The following is a 16,145-nucleotide window of genomic DNA, read 5'->3' as shown; positions in this document are numbered from 1 at the left end:
TCTTAGTGGCGGCGCTTCCGTGTGCGCACGGATTCGCGCGCGTGTCCGGTCGTTTCCAGCCCCTGATGCATTCGGGTTCCCCGCGTCTGTGGCGGCTGTCGAGGGCGCTCGCAGCGTAACCGTGTTACTCTGTGGACAGAGCTTTTCTGGCTCCCGGACGATGGTCAAGTACCCGGTGTGCGACAAGACTTGCCAGGAGTGTGTGCCATGTCATGGATTGTGCTGGTGGTGTCTGGAGTGTTCGAATCGGTGTGGGCCATCGCGTTGGACCATTCCGAAGGATTCACCAAGCCTGTTCCGGTCATTGTGTTCGTGGTTGCGCTGGTGCTGAGCATGGGCGGGCTGTCCTATGCGATGCGCGACATCGGCGTCGGCACGTCCTACGCCGTGTGGGTCGGTATCGGGGCCACGATTACGGTGTGCTACAGCATGATCACGGGGGCGGAATCGTTCTCGTGGGTCAAGATGCTGCTGATTCTCGGACTTGTCGGCTGTGTGGTCGGGCTGAAGCTGGCCGCCTGAGCCGCCAACTTTTCAACAGTTGAAGAGTTGGCGCCAGGAGGGGCCGTTAAGCGCGTAAGTCAACGGTTGAATGGTGGTCCTGTTGAAAAGGTGGTGCCAAAAGGTCCGGCTAAGCGCGTAAGTCAACAGCTGAAAACCGTTACCGTTGAAAAGGTGGCGTCAGAGGGGCCGTTAAGCGCGTAAGTCAACGGTTGAATGGTGGTCCTGTTGAAAAGGTGGCGTCAGAAGGCCCGGCTAAGCGCGTAAGTCAACGGTTGAACAGGTGAGGTCGGCCATCCGTCCGCCGGCCTCAGCCGCGGCGCTCGCGGCAGGTTTGGCCCAGGCGGCGGGAAAGAGCAATCGGGTCCAACAGGGCGTCCAACTGCTCCGCCGGCAGATCCGTGCGCTTACCGGCCACCTCGCGCACCGTGCGATTCGTCGCCACGGCCTCCTTGGCGATTGCCGACGCGCGTTCGTAGCCGATTGCGTCGTTCAGCGCCGCCGAGATGGACGGCGAGCCCTCCGCGTACCGGCGTCCGGTCTCCAGGTTCACCTCGATGCCCTCCACGCAGTTCTCGCGGAAGATGCGCATCGCGTTGTCCATCAGCTCCATGCCGGTCAGAATTTCGTGCGTCATCACCGGGTCGAACGCGTTGAGCTGCAGCTGCCCTTCGGCCGCCGCCCAGTTCACGGTCACGTCCATGCCGAAGATCACGAAGCAGCACTGGTCCACGCATTCGGGGATCACCGGGTTCACCTTAGCGGGCATGATGCTGGAACCGGCCTGCCGTGGCGGCACGCGCAGGTCGCCGAAGCCGGAGCGCGGGCCCGAGTTGAGCAGACGCAGGTCGTCCGCCGCCTTCTTCAGGTGGATCGCCAGGTTCTTCAGTGCGGCCGACGCGGCGATGTACGCGCTCATGTCGGTCACGGCGGCCAGCGGGTCGGGTGCGGCGGTCACCGGCAGTCCGGTGATGCGCGCCAGATGGGCGATGGAGGCCTCTCGGAACCGCAGGTCGGCGCAGATGCCGGTGCCGATGGCGGTGCCGCCCAGATTGAGCACGGCCAGCTGCGGCACCAGTGATTCGAGCGCGGCCACGTCCATCTTCAGGAACGTGGCGAAGGTGTGGAACTCCTGGCCGAAGGTCATCGGCACCGCATCCTGCAGTTGGGTGCGGCCGATGGTGACGTCGTGGATGTGTTTGTCGGCCAGGTCGTGGAAGGCGCGGGCCAGTTTGCGGCACTGCTCGGTCAGCGGGCCGAGCGCGTCGATGATCGCCAGTTTGCAGGCCGCCGGATACGTGTCGTTCGTGGACTGCGAGTGGTTGACGTGGTCGTTGGGGTGGATGAACGCGTAGTCGCCGCGCGGGTGGCCGGCTAGTTCGAGCGCGCGATTGGCGATGACTTCGTTGATGTTCATGTTCGTGGAGGTGCCGGCGCCGCCCTGCAGCACGTCGACGGGGAACTGGTCGGCGAGTTCGCCCGCCTCGATTTCCAGACATGCGGCCGTGATGAGCCGTGCGCGCTCGTGGTCGAGCAGGCCGAGCTCGTCGTTGGCTTCGGCGCAGGCGCGCTTGATGGTGGCGTAGGAGCGGATCAGGCTGGGATGTTGCGAATCGGTGACGCCGGAGACCGGGAAGTTGCCGATGGCTCGCTGCGTGTTGATGCCCCAGTAGGCGTCGGCGGGCACGGGCAGCTCGCCCAACGAGTCGTGTTCGATGCGGTAGGTTGCGTCTGTCATAGCGTCTCCTGATGGGTTTCGTCTGTATCAATCATGGCCCGAAAACGCGCAAAAAGCCACCGAAACGGGGATTACGCCGAGAGCTGGGGAGCGGGCCGAGGATTCTCAATGACGTGGGATATGATGAGACCCCAATCCCTCAACCGTTGATTCGGAAGGCCGCATAGTATGACGGATCTGACCACCGTGACCAGCCGCGTCACGCGCCGCGCGGTCGGTGCGTTGTCGGTTGCGTCCGTGCTGTGCGCCGTCGCCGCGGTCGCCTCCGTGCTGGCCGTGCCGAATACGGGGAACGTGGAGGGGGATGAACGAACCGCGGCGGTGGCGACGAACGCGGTCGGCAGTTGGGAGACCTCCGAGCATGGCGTCATGGACGCGGACGGCGTCATCGGTCAGCGGATCGTGGACTGGCGCGGGCCTTCCGGCGGGGAGTATCCGGACACTTCCGTCACCCCGATCACCGCCGTGACCGTGAGCATCGCCGACCAGCGCGTATATCTCAAATCCGGGAAGGACACCATCTACACCATGCTCGCCAGCACGGGCATGGACGACAGCACGCCGACCGGCGATTTCACGATCCTGACCCGCGGCGAACACTTCTACAACGCCGAGGAGAAGCAGGGCGCCGATTGGTGGGTGGCGTTCATCGGCACCACGTACCTGTTCCACACCGTCCCCACCACCGAAACCGCGGGGGATTACATCGAATCCGAGGCCCGCAAGCTGGGCGAGCCGGCCTCGCACGGCTGCGTGCGCCTGACCGTCAGCGATGCCAAGTGGCTGTACGATCATCTTCCCGCCGGCACCCCGGTCCATATCGCATGAATCGACCACTCACTGTTTACTTGCCGATTGTCAAGTACGTTTCTTTGGGTGTGCGGTTCCGTGTGCTTGCTGTCACCCACTTTTTACGTGCCGATCGTCAAGTACTTGACATCTGACAAGCAAAAAGTGAGCGGCCGGTTGGTTTGGTCGGCTGGCTGCCACGGCGGGTACACCATCCTAGGATTGAGCTGGCTGCCACGGCTACTTGGCCGTCGGGTCCTTCTGTATGAGCAGCAGGGCCAGCGCCGCCACCAGCAGCACCGCGATCGACAGCACGCCGACCGACGCGTTGCCCGTCACGGCCGTGGTCGTGGCCACCAGGAACGTGCCCAGCACCGAGGCGGTCTTGCCGAAGATGTCGTAGAAGCCGTAGTACTCGTTCGCGTGGTCCTTCGGAATGATCTTGCCGTAGTACGAGCGCGACAGCGCCTGGATGCCGCCCTGGAACATGCCGACCAGAATCGCCAGAATCCAGAACTCCACGGCCGACTTGAGGAAGAACGCGGCGAACATCACGATGCCGAGATACGCGATCACCGCGATCACAATCATCGTCTTGGCACCGAACCGTCCGGCCAGCCGCCCGTACAGGATCGCGCACGGGAACGCCACGAACTGCGTGACCAGCAACGCCACCACCAGCTGTGTGGAGTCGATGCCCAGTTGCGTGCCGTACGAGGTCGACATGGAGATGACGGTGTTCACCGCGTCGATGTAGAAGAAGAACGCGATCATGAACAGCAGCAGCGACTTGTTGCGCGCGATTTTGCCGAACGTGCCGGCCAGCTCGCGGAACGTGCCGCGCACCGCCTCGGCCGTGTGGTCGGCGGTCGTGCGGTAGTGGATCTGCCGGTAGCTGCGCAGCAGCGGTATGGTGAACGCCACCCACCACACGGCGGTGATGAGGAACGAGACGCGCGTGCAGGTGGCCGTGTCCAGTCCCAGCAGCGCCGGACCGCCGAAGATCACCGCGATGCACACGATGAACGGGACCGTGGACCCCACGTAGCCCCACGCGTACCCGTGCGAGGACACCTTGTCCATCCGATCGTTCGATGTGGTGTCGATCAGCATCGAATCGTAGAACGTGAGCGAGCCGTTCAGGCCGATCGTGGCCAGCACGTACACGATCAGGAACGCGAGCCACCCCAGTGGCAGCGACATGCCCAGGCACATCACCACGCCGGTCAGGAAGAACCCGAGGAAGAACCTGATCTTCATGCCCTGCACGTCGGCGATCGACCCCAGGACCGGCATGAGCAGCGCGATCACCAGCGAAGCGATCGTCTGCGCATACCCCCACGTCGACACGATGTTGTCCTGGCCGGCGGCCTCCAGCAGCGAGTTCGCGTAGATCGGCACCACCGCGGTCGACAGCAGCACGAACGCCGAATTGCCGACGTCATACACGATCCACTGCTTTTCGCGGCGGGTGAGTTTGCCGGCCGGCTGCACCGGGAATTCGCCGGTCGACAGGGCCTCGGGCGCATCCTGTCCCTTGATGGCACCGGCCAGATTGCCGGCACCTTGCGTGTTCTGTTCCATAACGCTCCTTTGTCACTGCTCATCCTAAATGGTGCGCCGACGCCGCGCATGTCCGAACATGAACGCCGGATGAATTCCCGGTCCGCCTTCGGCCGAGCGGGTTGGTCGGACGCCCGCCAAGTGGGCTGGAACTGGCTAGGATGGAACATCATACGAGGACAAGGAGGTCGTCATGGACCAGGATCCCGCCGTCATCAAACTGCCGTTGTTCTCCAGGACGAGCAAGCTGGCCGCCATCCCCGGCCAGCCCGAAGGCGTGACCTATGGCGTGGTGTGGAACGCCTGCCGCGATCCCGGGCACGGCTTCGGCTATGTGGCCGAGCTGCTGCCCGGCCGTCGCGTACGGCTGCTTGCATGGCTGGCCGCCGGCGGCAAGGTCTATTCGTGCGACCGTCCGCTGCCCGGTCTTGCTGGTCTGCGCCCGTCGCTGGAACTGGCCCAATGGCGGGATCGGAAGGGGCAGGGTGCCATTCGCGTCCCGGCTCCGGACGGCGGCGGCAAACCCGTGATCGTGGGCGAATACCAGACGACATGGGACATGAGATACGGTTTCGTCAACCCCACGCGTGATCCGGGGCGATTCTTCCTCGCCCGCAACTGGGAGCTGCGCTACTTCCTGGCGGTCAGCTGGCTCACCTTCGTCCATATCCCGCAGACGCAGGGCGTCGCGGCCGGCACGGGAGGCGGCCGTATCGGCGAGGTCATCCTCAACCTGCTGGACGGTCCGCTGCCCGACGCGCTCGACGCGTTGATCTGGCGCGGCACCACCCAGCAGGGGCAGGCGAGCGGGTTCGAGCGATTCGCCGCCCGCCAGCTGGTGGAAGCGGGGGCGGCCGACGTGCGTGCCATCGCCGCGGAACACAACGTGACGCTGATTCGACTGGGCTCCACATCGCTGTTCTGGTTGCGGTTCGACGACGACGTATCCCCGGGGCAGCGGGCCACGCTGCTCGCCGTTGAAGCGGCGCTGAACCGCCTGTGGTTCGTGGAGTGGGCGGCGGGGGCGGCCGACGGCGGCACCGGCATGCTCCACGCGTTCGACGAACGGTTCTGCGCGCAGGCCGCCCAAGGGGCGCTGCGCGAGATTTCGCGCAATGCGGGGGTGGTGTCGCAGCGCGGGCGCGCCGACAACCCGTACCGTACCATTCGGGACGCGGAAGGCGTCCGCGGTGGCATCTGGGATGTTTCCACGCGATTCGTTGACGCTTGTGAACGGTTGCAGCTGCCGTTCCGGCTGGAATACCGGTTCGATATGGATCTCGACGCCGGGGTGATGACGCTGCGGTTCACCGTACCATCGCCGAACGTCTTCCCCGCTTCCCGCATGGGGGAACAGGGCTGGTACGACGCCCGCGCCGGACGTCCGGCCTGTGCGGCGGCCTATGCCGTGCGATTGGCCGGTCTGATGGCGCAGGTCGCATTCGCCTCCAGCGTGCGCGTGATGGCCGTGGACGTGACCGCGCACGAAGGGGACCTGCGGGGGCGGCCGGTGCTGTCGCTGGGATTCGACCGCACCCCGTTCATGATGGAGGCGCTGCCGCCGTTGAAGGACGGACGCCTCGACCGTCCGGCGTTCGACGATGATCCGCTGGCTGTGCTGAACGCGCTGCGACCCATCCGTCATGCGGTACGGTTCGGGAACGATCGCGGGTTGTGCGATATCACGCCGCTTCCGTCGCATCCCTCATCGGCGGAGCGCCGCGGGGAGGTGTGGAACGACCGTCGTCCGTTGCCCGAGCCGCTGCGGGGACTGCTACGCGCCGACACGGTGGATGAGCTGGATGTGATGCACGACGATGCGCCCGTCGGCAACGACGAGGTGCGGGCGATCCTGCAGGAGAACAAGGACTCGCCGCTGGTCGCGTCGGTGCAGTTGGAGGCGGTGCTGAGCCGCATCGGCGAGATCGGTTTGGATGAGCGGGGGCGGCTGCCGTTGTACTGCGCCTCCCCTCTGGACCGGCTGATTGTGTCTTTGGATTCCGGCATGGGCGGCGATGCGGTCCTGCCGGATACGGAACCATTGCGGTCGGCCGACACCCGGTATTGGAAGGCGCCTGATGCGGCGTACGGGGCGCATCTGTGGCTCTCGAGGTTCGCGAGGCAGGAGGGTGACGCGGACCGCGGATTAGCCGAGGCGTTGCAGTGCCTGGCGCTTGCGCCGACCACGGCACGGGCGTACGTCGAGGTGGCGGTGTGCCATGCCGAACGGGAGCAATACGCGCAGGCGGTGGAGACGTTGGCTCGGGGGCTCCAGGTGGCGCTGATGCCAGGCGACATCTCGTACATGTACTACCGGCTGGCGTATCCGCTGTGGCGCATCGGGCGGACGAACGAGGCGGTGGCCTGCTACACCATGGCCGCGCGCGATCCGAACTCCGCCCTGACAGAGACCGCCCGCGACGAATTGGCGGAGCTGCGCCGGCAGACCGGCGATATGCGCCCGCCGATGGCGGTGGGCGAGGCCGAACAGGTGCTGCGCGCCGCCGCCATTCCGGTCGCGCCGACCGAGCGCACGTTGGATGTGCTGGCTCAGGTCGCGGTCGGATTGACGGACGCCGGTGTGCCGATGCTCGCGCATGAGGCGGTATGGTTCATGGGCCGTCACCTGCGTGGCAGCGACGTCTTCGACTCCCTGGCCGCCAGCCTTCGTGCCGGATGATCCTTGGACGCCGTGGAACCGGCCGCACTCTGCCGCGGTTGACGGTAATCAACTGTTGCAAAGGTGGCGGAAAGTGGGCTGTTTCCGCACGTTGTTCAACTGTTGAATCGGTGGCCCTGTTGCAAAGGTGGCGGAAAGTGGGCTGTTTCCGCACGCTGTTCAACTGTTGAACGGTGCAACAGGCGCACCTTACTCGGCGCCGCGTTCGACGAGCGCCATCACCTCGTCGCGCGTCGGCGGGACGGGTACGCCATTCTCGCTGTGTTCGATCGACAGCGATGCCGCCGCGTTCGCGACCCGCGTCGCTTCGACCAGGGTCCTGCCCGCCGCGAGCATGGCGCACATCACACCGGTATGTACGGTGCCGGCCGACCGCTTATGCACGGCCTTGGTCGGGAATCCGTCGACATGCGTCACCTCGCCGCCGGGCAGGCGCACCCAGGCGCCGCGGGCTCCCGCGCGGATGACGAGCGGTGCGCGCAGCGTCGTGCCGAGATTGTCGCACAGCGCCTTCATCTCGTTGTCGAACGTGCCACCCACGGTCACCGGCACCTCGTCCAACGGCGCGCCCAGCCGTTCGGCCAGCTTGGCCGCGGCCTGACGGTTGCACGTCCAGATCGGCCTGGCCAGCACCAGATCCTCGAGCAGCCGGTCGTTGACCCGGTCCAGGGCGCTGGTCGGGCTGACCACGATCTGGTACGGCCGCTGGTCGGGGTTGTTGCCGGCGTTGCGGACGAACGCGTCGACGCCCTCGGCCGTGGCGTCCATCAGCGAGTTGCTGCTGATCGAGATCACGTCCCCGGACTGCGGGTCCACGTGGTCGAAGGTGTCCGCACCGCCCTGCGATTCCGCGCCGTACGTGGCGATGAACGTCTTGCCGCCGTTGGCGTCGTTGAGCACCAGGCGGAACCCGGTGTCGGTGTCGAGCAGGTCGGGGCCGATATGCGTGATGTCATGCTCGTAGAAGGCGTGCCGGACCATGGAGGCCCAAGGACCGGCGCCGATGATACCGGCGTGGGCGGTCGGTGTTCCCATCAGGCGCGAGGCGAGTAGCGCGCGGTATGAGCCGTCCACGGTGGGGACGGTGCTGCGCGCCGCGGCGAACCCGCCGGTTACGGGCAGCGTGTCGACCTCCATCATGATGTCCACCCACACCTCGCCGAGCGAGACGACCCGTGCGGCATGGGGCTCGTCCGGGGGCGTCTGCCCGTCGGCAGGGACGGGCTCCGCCGTGACGCCTGAATCGTCAGGCTTGTCGGAGAGCTTCGTGGCCAGTCGCCGCCACGCCGTGCGAATGTCGAACATCGTTGCCTCCTTACCCGGGCACCCCTTCGCGCTGATTTCATCTGTTGTATCGCCGTTGCATGAATATTCCCTGAAAAGACGCTGCCGTTGTTTTGATATTAGCGTGTCGCTGCCGGACTGCACTCGTTCTGAAGGTTGATTCACCAAGGGCTGAGTTTGTCGGATGCCGCGCCTTTCCGGCTACCGATGGGGATGACGGGCGGATTGACGCCCGTGCCGGAGCCGTTCGGCGGGTGGGGCATGATACACGCTGTGTTTGCGATTTGTCGGATATAGGGGCTATATTAGTGAAGTTGTGTTCTGGCAGACGTGCCTGAACAAAGACTTGCAAGCAAGTATTAAGGGAGTCCATTATGGCAGCTCGTTGCGCAGTGTGCGGCAAGGGACCGCAGACCGGTTACACCGTGTCGCATTCGCATATCCGCAATAAGCGCACCTTCCGTCCGAACCTGCAGCCGGTTCGCACCACGGTCGACGGCGAGAACGTCCGCGTCCGCGTGTGCGCCAAGTGCCTGAAGGCCGGTAAGGTCGCTCGCGTCGCCGCGTGAATCACGCGCTAACGCTTCTGAAGCCCCGGAGCAGCTCCAAGCGCTCCGGGGCTTCGCATATCCCGCCCCGTCCGGTCACGCCCGTTCCGTCCCCGTTTTGTGACGCTGAACCATCGTGACTCTGATCTATTCACAGGAGTGGCGGTATCCCAAAGGTCGTCACGATGTTCCGGAGTCTAGGAAGCCTGGCCGCTGGACAGTGACATTTCCGGCCTTCGCCGTGATGTTGCGAATCCTCGGAATCTCGACGTTTGGGGAATTGCGTCACGGTCACGATGTGCCGGAGTCCGGAAGGACGGGGTGGGAGGATGGAGCGCGGGGTGTCGGCCTGGGTGGGGAGAATGGATGGTTATGAACGTTACCCTGAACACTCCGATCGCGTCGGTGATGACGAACAAGCGGCGTGTGGGTGCGCTCAAATCGCTCGGCGTGCTCACCGTAGGTGACGCGCTGACCTATTACCCGTTCCGTGTGACCGACCCGGTGCCGTTGCGCGCGGTCCGTGAAGCCAAGGTCGGTGAACCGATGGCGTTCGCGGCGGAGGTCCGCGGCGTGCGCGTGGCCACGTCGGGCGCGCGGGGAAACGGCCGGCTGGAGGTCGTCGTCGACGATTCGGCGTTCGCCGCCTCACGCCGCCAACCCGGTGCCGTGGCCCGACTGGTGTTCTTCTCCCATAAGAAGCAGTACCTGGAATGGATGAAGGGCCGGCTGCACCAGGGCGCCGTTGTGGTGATCGCCGGCACTCCGAGCGTGTTCAACGACCAATTGCAGTTCACCCACCCCGAAGTGTTGACGGTGGCGGTTCGCACTACTTCGAGGTACAAATTTGTACTTACGGAAAATCAACCCTTCGATTCGGCAAACGCCAGTTTGTGCGAACCGGGGTCTGCGAGACATGACGTGGAAACCGTCGAAGAGGGGCTGACGCGTGTCTGCCGCCCCCGCTCGGTCTACCATGCGAGCTCCCGCATCTCCAGCGAGCACATCCACGACTCGATCCTCGGTTTTCTGCGATTACTGGCCGAATGTGACGACGAGATCCCCGCTCCGAATGTGTCTGAGTCCGTACCGGGTGAGGCCGGTGTGAATGTGTCAGAGTCCGGAAACGTGACTGTGCCGGGTGGGGCCGCTCCGAATGTGTCAGGCTCCGGGAAGGATGCCGCGTCGGATGAGACCAATGCGCTGGATTCCGCGGAGGACCGCGCCCGCCTGCTGGCCGGCCTGGCCCGCGCCATCCCCGACATCCTGCCCGAACCGATCCGAGCGGACAGGGGCCTCATGCACCGCGCCGAGGCGTTCCTGAACATCCACAACCCGATCTCCACCGAGGACTTCCACCGGGCCATCGCCACCCTGCGCTACGAGGAGGCGTTCATCTGCCAGACCGCCTTGCTGCAGGCCCGCGCCCACGCCAGCCATTCGACCGCCGAACCCTGCCCTGACACCGCCCTGCGCGACGCCATGATCGCCTCACTGCCGTTCGACCTGACCGACGGCCAGCGCGAGGTCATCGACACCATCGCCGCCGATATGGAAAAGGACCGCCCGATGCAGCGTCTGCTGCAGGGCGAGGTCGGTTCCGGCAAGACGGTGGTGGCGCTCGCCGCCATGCTGCAGGCGGTCGGTTCCGGTAGACAGGCCGTGCTGGTGGCGCCGACGCAGGTGCTCGCCGAACAGCACCACCGCACGCTGTCCGACATGATGGGACGTCTGGCCGAACACGTGGAGGGTGAAACCGTCCCGCCCGTGATTCTGCTGACCGGTGGCATGAAGCTGGCCGCCCGCCGCCGCGCGCTCGCGGCCGCCGCCAGCGGCGAGCCGTGCATCGTGGTGGCCACGCATGCCGCGTTTTCCAAGCACTTTCAGGCGCCGAACCTGGCGCTTGCCGTCATCGACGAACAGCACCGGTTCGGCGTGGAGCAGCGTGAGAGCCTGCGCGGCAAATCGCTGTCCGGCAAGGCCCCGCACCTGTTGTTCATGACCGCCACCCCGATTCCCCGCACCGCCGCGATGACCTGGTTCGGTGATCTGGACCTCTCCTGGCTGTCCGAACTGCCCGGAGGGCGCAAGCCGATCCGCACGTTCGTGATTCCGGAATCCGACGGCCGTCTGATGGGCTCGATGTTCGCGCATATCCGCCAGCGTATCGACGCGGGGGAGCGCGCGTATGTGGTGTGCGCCCGCATCGACGAATCCGATGAGGCCGCAGACGGCGATCTGCTGGATGATGTGGATTCCGTGTCGGCTGTTTCGTCGACGGCGCCGGGCGGCGTCCCCCCGCGCCCGTTGCATACGGTGATGCAGATCGCCGAGCGGTTGGCGAAGCTGCCCCAGTTCGCGGGTATCCGGTTCGCCACGTTGACCGGCCGTGATGACGATACGACCAAGCAACAGGTGATGGCGGGGTTCGCGAACGGCGAGACCCCGATACTGGTATCGACGACGGTGATCGAAGTGGGGGTGGACGTGCCGCAGGCCAGTTGCATGGTGGTGTTCGATGCCGACCGGTTCGGCCTGTCCCAGCTGCATCAGCTGCGTGGTCGCGTGGGCCGTGGCGGGACTGCGAGCTGGGCGTTTCTGGTCTCGCAGGCGCAACCGGGGAGCTTGGGGGAGCGCAGACTCACGGTGATTCGCGACACGACCGACGGTGCGGCGATCGCCGAGGCGGACCTGCTGCTGCGCGGGGCCGGCGATGTGTTGGGGGATGCGCAATCCGGCGGCAGGTCGAGCCTGAAACTGCTGCGTGTGGTCAAGGATGCGCCGCTGATCGAGGACGCCCGGAACAGGGCGCGTACGCTGTTGCGGGACGATCCGGAACTCTCCGGTGACGTGCAGTTGGCGGGGGCCGTGTTGGACTTCACCCGGGGCAACGAGACGTATCTGACCAGCAATTGACGTCGGGGTGCCGCCCGTGCCCTCCCCCCATCGTTTTTCCCAATGATGGCAACGGGTCCCTCGGTCCTTGGGATTTGGCACGTGCCGCCCCCGATACACTTGAGGCATCTCACGTCCGGATTCGTGGACGTCGGTCGGACAGCAGCGAGGCTGCGTCCGGATGATGTTGGAGGACAGAACCGTGCCGAATGACGAATAACCTCAGCCCGAGGCTGAACGCCCTTTACTCCCGCGCCGCGGCGGCGTGTAATGGAGACCAACCGACCTCCATCCGTACCGGACGGGAGGTTTTTCGAAACAGAACCCAGAATGCGCGGACCGGCCCCTAGGCGAGTTGTTCCCCCGGTCCGAGGCGGCGACGGCCGTCTGATTCGAACAGAAACAATGCAATGACAGACATGGGATAGCCGCATACCGATATGCGGACGGCTTCCCGATATGACGGGACCGGGACACGGTCAGGAAAGAATCGCAATGAGACAAGGAAAATTCACCACCAAGGAGCGGGCGTATCTGATGACGTTGCCGGCGGTCGAGTCGGTGACGCAGGAGCGCATCTTCTATTCGGAGCGCTTCAAGGCCGAATGCATGCGCCGCTACCATGCCGGCGAGTCGCCGACGAAGATCTTCAACGATGCGGGGCTCAACTCATCGTTGATCGGATACAAGCGCATCGAACGGTGCATCGCGCGGTGGCGCGCCGACGAACGGGCCGGTCGCCTCGATATCGGGTATGAAACCGGCGATTCGGTGGTGGACGGACTGGTCGGGGCGACGCCTGCTCCGTACCGGGCGGAGCGCTGGGCCGGAGGGATGCGTTCCAATCGTTCGGTGCAGGATGTCAGCGGACTGCTACTGACGCAGTACGAGAGTCGGTTGCGCACGTTGGAAAAACGGATCCTGACGATGAGCGAGCGCATCAACCAGATGGAAAGCGCCGCGGCGCAGAACGGCGGCGATCTGCTGTCGCACGGAAGCGACGCCTCGGCCGCCAACACGGACGCGCGTGTATGGATAATGGAAGATATGCGTGTGATTGCAGGACGATTCAAAGGTTTGGAGCTCAAGGCGGCGAAGAGCGGCACGCGGCCGACGACCGACCGTACCAAGGAGGCCATCTTCTCCAGGCTGGAATCCTGGAATGTGTTGGAGGACGCCCGCGTGCTCGATCTGTTCGCGGGAACCGGCGCGTTGGGCATCGAGGCGTTGTCGCGCGGTGCGAAGGAACTGGTTTCGATCGAATCGGCGGCGCCGGCGGCATCGCTGATCTCCGGGACGTTCGCGCAGCTGCGTCGCAACAATGCCTGGGAGCCCGGCATGAGCGTGCGGTTGGTGCGCAAACGCGCCGAACAGTACGTGGCCGGCTACACGAGGCTGCCGCGACACGAGACCATGGTCCCCGGAGACGCGGCTCCGGGGCCTCAGCCCGAAGCGGTCGGCGAGACCGGTTCGGTCCAGCCCTTTGACGTGATCTTCATCGACCCGCCCTACGCGTTCACCACGGAGGCCTGCAACCGTCTGCTTGCGGATCTGGCGACGTCGGGATTGGCGGTATCGGGCACGGTGATCGTGCTGGAACGGTCGACCCGCAGCGACGAGCCGAAGCCTCCCGCGGGATGGCGGATCACCGACCGACGCGATTACGGCGAAACCGCGGTCCACTATATCGAGGCCGTCTAGCCCGTCATCCCAAGTGACGCGGATGCTCGCCGGAGACCTCCCATCCCAGCGCCATCAGCGTCTTGCGGTCGGCCTTGTCGAGCGCTCTGCAATCGAGACGCTCAATGAGGTCCGGGCGGATTTCATTGGTGCGGGCCAGGGCCTCGTCGCGGCGGAAGCGGTCCACCTTGCCGTGGTCGCCGGACAGCAGGATGTCCGGGACTGCCATGCCCCGCCAGGTGGCCGGTTTCGTGTACTGGCGGTGTTCGAGCAGCGCGTTGCCTCCCGTATAGGACTCCTCCACGATGGAATCCGGATTGCCCATGAATCCGGGCAGCAGACGGGTGATGGCCTCGAGCATCACCGACACGGCTACCTCGCCGCCGTTGAGCACGTAGTCGCCGATTGAATATTCGCGCACGTCCACACCCTGGGCGCGGTAGTACGCGGGGATGCGCGCGTCGTATCCCTCATAGCGGCCGCAGCCGAAGACCAGACGGCCGGCGCGGCTCAGCTCGGTGGCGTCGCGCTGGGTGAACAGGGGCGCGGAGGGGTTCGGGAAGATGAGCACGGTGGCGTCCGCCGTCGTGTCCGAATCGGGGGATTCTTGCGTTTTGCCGTCATACGCAACGTTGCAATGGAAAGAATCCCCCGATTCGGACAACATGGGGGCAACCCCGGCAGGAGACGATGCGGCGGTGGCAGGCGTATCCGTGCCCACTTCCACGGGAGCCAGCCCCAGCAGGTCGTCGAGGCATTCGGCCCAGACCTCGGGCTTCATCACCATGCCTGCGCCGCCGCCGACCGGGGTGTCATCCACGGAATGATGCACGTCGTGCGTCCAATCGCGCAGGTTGTGCGCGTGCACCTCGACGAGTCCCTTGGCCTGGGCCTTGCCGAACAGGCTCAGATTCAGCACTTCGAAGTACTCGGGGAACACGGAAACGATGTCGATCTTCATGCGGATAACCACTCCATGCCATAGTCACGGCGATGCCATCGCGCCTTCCCAGCGGGTTGTCGGATGGCGGCACGCCTGGGTCGTCTTCGTCAGTTGAGGCCGGGAATCAGGCCGCCGGGCGGATCGAGGGTCAGATATCCCTCGCCAAGGTCGATGTCGGGCACCAGCTGTTCCACGAACGGCACCAGCGCGGTCTTTTCGATGCGCGGCGCGTCCGATTCGCCATCGTCGTTCGCGGTCGGAGCGGGTGCGGGGGACGATTCGCCATCCGCGACATCGGCGGGCTGTCCGTCCGCACCCAACGACGCCAGATAGGTGTCGGACAGCCGGATCTTGAGCAGCGACTGCGCGCCGTCGATCACGTCCACAACCTTGCCGATCACCAACCCGGGCCGCACGCCGAGCCCGTTGCCCTCGGCCATGCGGGCCTCGAGACCGACCAGATCGCGGGGATACCAGGCGTCCTCCTCGAGCATGAGGTCGGGGTCGTCGGCCTCGCCGTACAGCTCCACCCCGTTCAACGCTTCGGAGGCGTCGCGATCGTCGACGCCCTCGAACTTGATGATCCAACGATCCTTGAACGTGCGCGACCGTTCGACGACATACTCCTGCGAGCCGTCACGGGCATACAGCACGGAACCGGGAGCGAACCGGTAATCCGGTTCGTCCGTATACAGGCGCACGGTGACTTCCCCCTTGAGCCCCTGCGCGCGACCGATACGACAGACCCGCAGCAGGTCGAGCTGCTGCGGGTCGTCAGAGTGTTGTTGACGCTCCACGCTACGGAACTCTCTTACCGACGCACGTCCATGATATCGACGCGCACCTTGTGGTCGGACAGCGCCTGCACCACGGTGCGAATCGCGTTTGCCGTACGCCCGTTGCGGCCGATCACGCGGCCGATGTCCTCGGGGTTCACGCGCACGCGCAGCAGTTCGCCGCGCGCGTTCTCATGCGACTTGACGGACACATCGTCCGGAAAATCGACGATGTTCTTGATGAGATGTTCAACAGCCTGGGCGAGCATGATCACTCAGCTTCCTCTGCGGGGGCTTCCTCAGCCGGAGCCTCTTCCTCGGCGGCCTGGGCCTCAGCCTCGGCAGCAGCCTTGGCGGCGGCCTCGGACTTGGCGGCCTTCAGCTTCTGGGCCTGAGCCTCGACGGCCTCGACGCGAGCCTGCGCGTCCGGGCCGGCCTCGGCGGTCTTCAGCGTGCCTTCGGCACCGTCGATGCCCTTGAACTTCTGCCAGTCGCCGGTGATCTTGAGCAGGTTCAGCACCGGCTCGGTCGGCTGCGCGCCGACACCCAGCCAATACTGAGCGCGCTCGGAATCGATCTGGATCAGCGAGGGCTGCTTGTTCGGATCGTAGACGCCGATCTCCTCGATGGCCTTGCCGTCACGCTTGTTGCGGGAATCGGTGATGACCACGCGGTAGAAGGCGTAGAACTTCTTGCCCATGCGCTTCAGACGAATCTTGGTTGCCAAAATGGCTCTCCTTGTATCACT

General features: G+C 65.2%; 13 protein-coding genes and 1 riboswitch. Of the genes, 6 read left to right on the top strand and 7 right to left on the bottom strand.

The features are described from left to right. Positions 1–133 precede the first annotated feature (133 nt). Positions 134–197: riboswitch (guanidine-III (ykkC-III) riboswitch) on the top strand. Between the two features lie 10 nt (positions 198–207). After that, the gene (locus OU11_RS02785; protein ID WP_033514380.1) at positions 208–522 is read left to right on the top strand and encodes a DMT family transporter; all 315 of its coding nucleotides are present in this window, start codon (positions 208–210) and stop codon (positions 520–522) included. Positions 523–811: 289 nt separating this feature from the next. Here OU11_RS02785 and OU11_RS02780 read toward each other — a convergent pair whose 3' ends face one another. Next, positions 812–2,239 carry an aspartate ammonia-lyase gene (locus tag OU11_RS02780; protein WP_033514379.1) on the bottom strand — a complete coding sequence of 476 codons (1,428 nt, stop codon included), beginning with the start codon at positions 2,237–2,239 and terminating at the stop codon, positions 812–814. A 168-nt stretch (positions 2,240–2,407) separates the two neighbouring features. On the opposite strand from OU11_RS02780, the gene OU11_RS08760 reads away from it, so the two are divergent. Continuing rightward, a complete protein-coding gene (locus tag OU11_RS08760; RefSeq protein WP_052122571.1) occupies positions 2,408–3,067 on the top strand; it encodes a L,D-transpeptidase in 660 nt (219 codons plus the stop codon). A 201-nt stretch (positions 3,068–3,268) separates the two neighbouring features. Here OU11_RS08760 and OU11_RS02770 read toward each other — a convergent pair whose 3' ends face one another. Beyond that, the gene (locus OU11_RS02770; RefSeq protein ID WP_081963408.1) at positions 3,269–4,612 is read right to left on the bottom strand and encodes an MFS transporter; all 1,344 of its coding nucleotides are present in this window, start codon (positions 4,610–4,612) and stop codon (positions 3,269–3,271) included. A 172-nt stretch (positions 4,613–4,784) separates the two neighbouring features. Here OU11_RS02770 and OU11_RS02765 point away from each other — a divergent pair, with 172 nt between their 5' ends. Further along, a complete protein-coding gene (locus OU11_RS02765) occupies positions 4,785–7,271 on the top strand; it encodes a tetratricopeptide repeat protein (RefSeq protein WP_052122570.1) in 2,487 nt (828 codons plus the stop codon). Between the two features lie 189 nt (positions 7,272–7,460). On the opposite strand, the gene OU11_RS02760 is transcribed toward OU11_RS02765, so the two are convergent. Beyond that, positions 7,461–8,576: a PfkB family carbohydrate kinase gene (locus tag OU11_RS02760; protein WP_081963407.1), complete on the bottom strand. Its 1,116-nt coding sequence runs from the start codon at positions 8,574–8,576 to the stop codon at positions 7,461–7,463. Positions 8,577–8,929: 353 nt separating this feature from the next. Here OU11_RS02760 and rpmB point away from each other — a divergent pair, with 353 nt between their 5' ends. The 3 genes from rpmB to OU11_RS02745 all read left to right on the top strand — a co-directional run bounded on the left by rpmB (position 8,930) and on the right by OU11_RS02745 (position 13,699). Next, a complete protein-coding gene (gene rpmB, locus OU11_RS02755; RefSeq protein WP_033505414.1) occupies positions 8,930–9,124 on the top strand; it encodes a 50S ribosomal protein L28 in 195 nt (64 codons plus the stop codon). 351 nt (positions 9,125–9,475) lie between these two features. Beyond that, the gene (locus OU11_RS02750; RefSeq protein ID WP_033514378.1) at positions 9,476–12,019 is read left to right on the top strand and encodes an ATP-dependent DNA helicase RecG; all 2,544 of its coding nucleotides are present in this window, start codon (positions 9,476–9,478) and stop codon (positions 12,017–12,019) included. Between the two features lie 1,026 nt (positions 12,020–13,045). Then, complete coding sequence (locus OU11_RS02745) at positions 13,046–13,699, top strand: RsmD family RNA methyltransferase (RefSeq protein WP_033514466.1); 654 nt, start codon at positions 13,046–13,048, stop codon at positions 13,697–13,699. A 4-nt stretch (positions 13,700–13,703) separates the two neighbouring features. On the opposite strand, the gene trmD is transcribed toward OU11_RS02745, so the two are convergent. From trmD to rpsP, 4 genes are all read right to left on the bottom strand, one after another. Further along, positions 13,704–14,639, bottom strand: a complete 936-nt coding sequence (gene trmD / locus OU11_RS02740) for a tRNA (guanosine(37)-N1)-methyltransferase TrmD (protein WP_033514377.1) — start codon at positions 14,637–14,639, stop codon at positions 13,704–13,706. 89 nt (positions 14,640–14,728) lie between these two features. Continuing rightward, the gene (rimM, locus tag OU11_RS02735; RefSeq protein WP_033514376.1) at positions 14,729–15,418 is read right to left on the bottom strand and encodes a ribosome maturation factor RimM; all 690 of its coding nucleotides are present in this window, start codon (positions 15,416–15,418) and stop codon (positions 14,729–14,731) included. A 14-nt stretch (positions 15,419–15,432) separates the two neighbouring features. Further along, a complete protein-coding gene (locus tag OU11_RS02730; RefSeq protein ID WP_033514465.1) occupies positions 15,433–15,666 on the bottom strand; it encodes an RNA-binding protein in 234 nt (77 codons plus the stop codon). A gap of 2 nt (positions 15,667–15,668) precedes the next feature. Then, on the bottom strand, positions 15,669–16,124 hold the full coding sequence (gene rpsP / locus OU11_RS02725; protein ID WP_033514375.1) for a 30S ribosomal protein S16: 456 nt from the start codon (positions 16,122–16,124) through the stop codon (positions 15,669–15,671). Positions 16,125–16,145 lie beyond the last annotated feature (21 nt).

Origin of the sequence: Bifidobacterium pullorum DSM 20433 (assembly GCF_000771405.1) — a bacterium.
GTDB lineage: Bacteria > Actinomycetota > Actinomycetes > Actinomycetales > Bifidobacteriaceae > Bifidobacterium > Bifidobacterium pullorum.
Note: the sequence above shows the minus strand (reverse complement) of the source record. Positions and strands in the feature narration are given on the sequence as shown.

Coding starts and splice junctions, on each gene's coding strand:
- OU11_RS02785 (WP_033514380.1), top strand. CDS start 208: ATGTCATGGATTGTGCTGGTGGTGTCTGGAGTGTTCGAATCGGTGTGG.
- OU11_RS02780 (WP_033514379.1), bottom strand. CDS start 2,239: ATGACAGACGCAACCTACCGCATCGAACACGACTCGTTGGGCGAGCTG.
- OU11_RS08760 (WP_052122571.1), top strand. CDS start 2,408: ATGACGGATCTGACCACCGTGACCAGCCGCGTCACGCGCCGCGCGGTC.
- OU11_RS02770 (WP_081963408.1), bottom strand. CDS start 4,612: ATGGAACAGAACACGCAAGGTGCCGGCAATCTGGCCGGTGCCATCAAG.
- OU11_RS02765 (WP_052122570.1), top strand. CDS start 4,785: ATGGACCAGGATCCCGCCGTCATCAAACTGCCGTTGTTCTCCAGGACG.
- OU11_RS02760 (WP_081963407.1), bottom strand. CDS start 8,576: ATGTTCGACATTCGCACGGCGTGGCGGCGACTGGCCACGAAGCTCTCC.
- rpmB (WP_033505414.1), top strand. CDS start 8,930: ATGGCAGCTCGTTGCGCAGTGTGCGGCAAGGGACCGCAGACCGGTTAC.
- OU11_RS02750 (WP_033514378.1), top strand. CDS start 9,476: ATGAACGTTACCCTGAACACTCCGATCGCGTCGGTGATGACGAACAAG.
- OU11_RS02745 (WP_033514466.1), top strand. CDS start 13,046: ATGCGTGTGATTGCAGGACGATTCAAAGGTTTGGAGCTCAAGGCGGCG.
- trmD (WP_033514377.1), bottom strand. CDS start 14,639: ATGAAGATCGACATCGTTTCCGTGTTCCCCGAGTACTTCGAAGTGCTG.
- OU11_RS02730 (WP_033514465.1), bottom strand. CDS start 15,666: ATGCTCGCCCAGGCTGTTGAACATCTCATCAAGAACATCGTCGATTTT.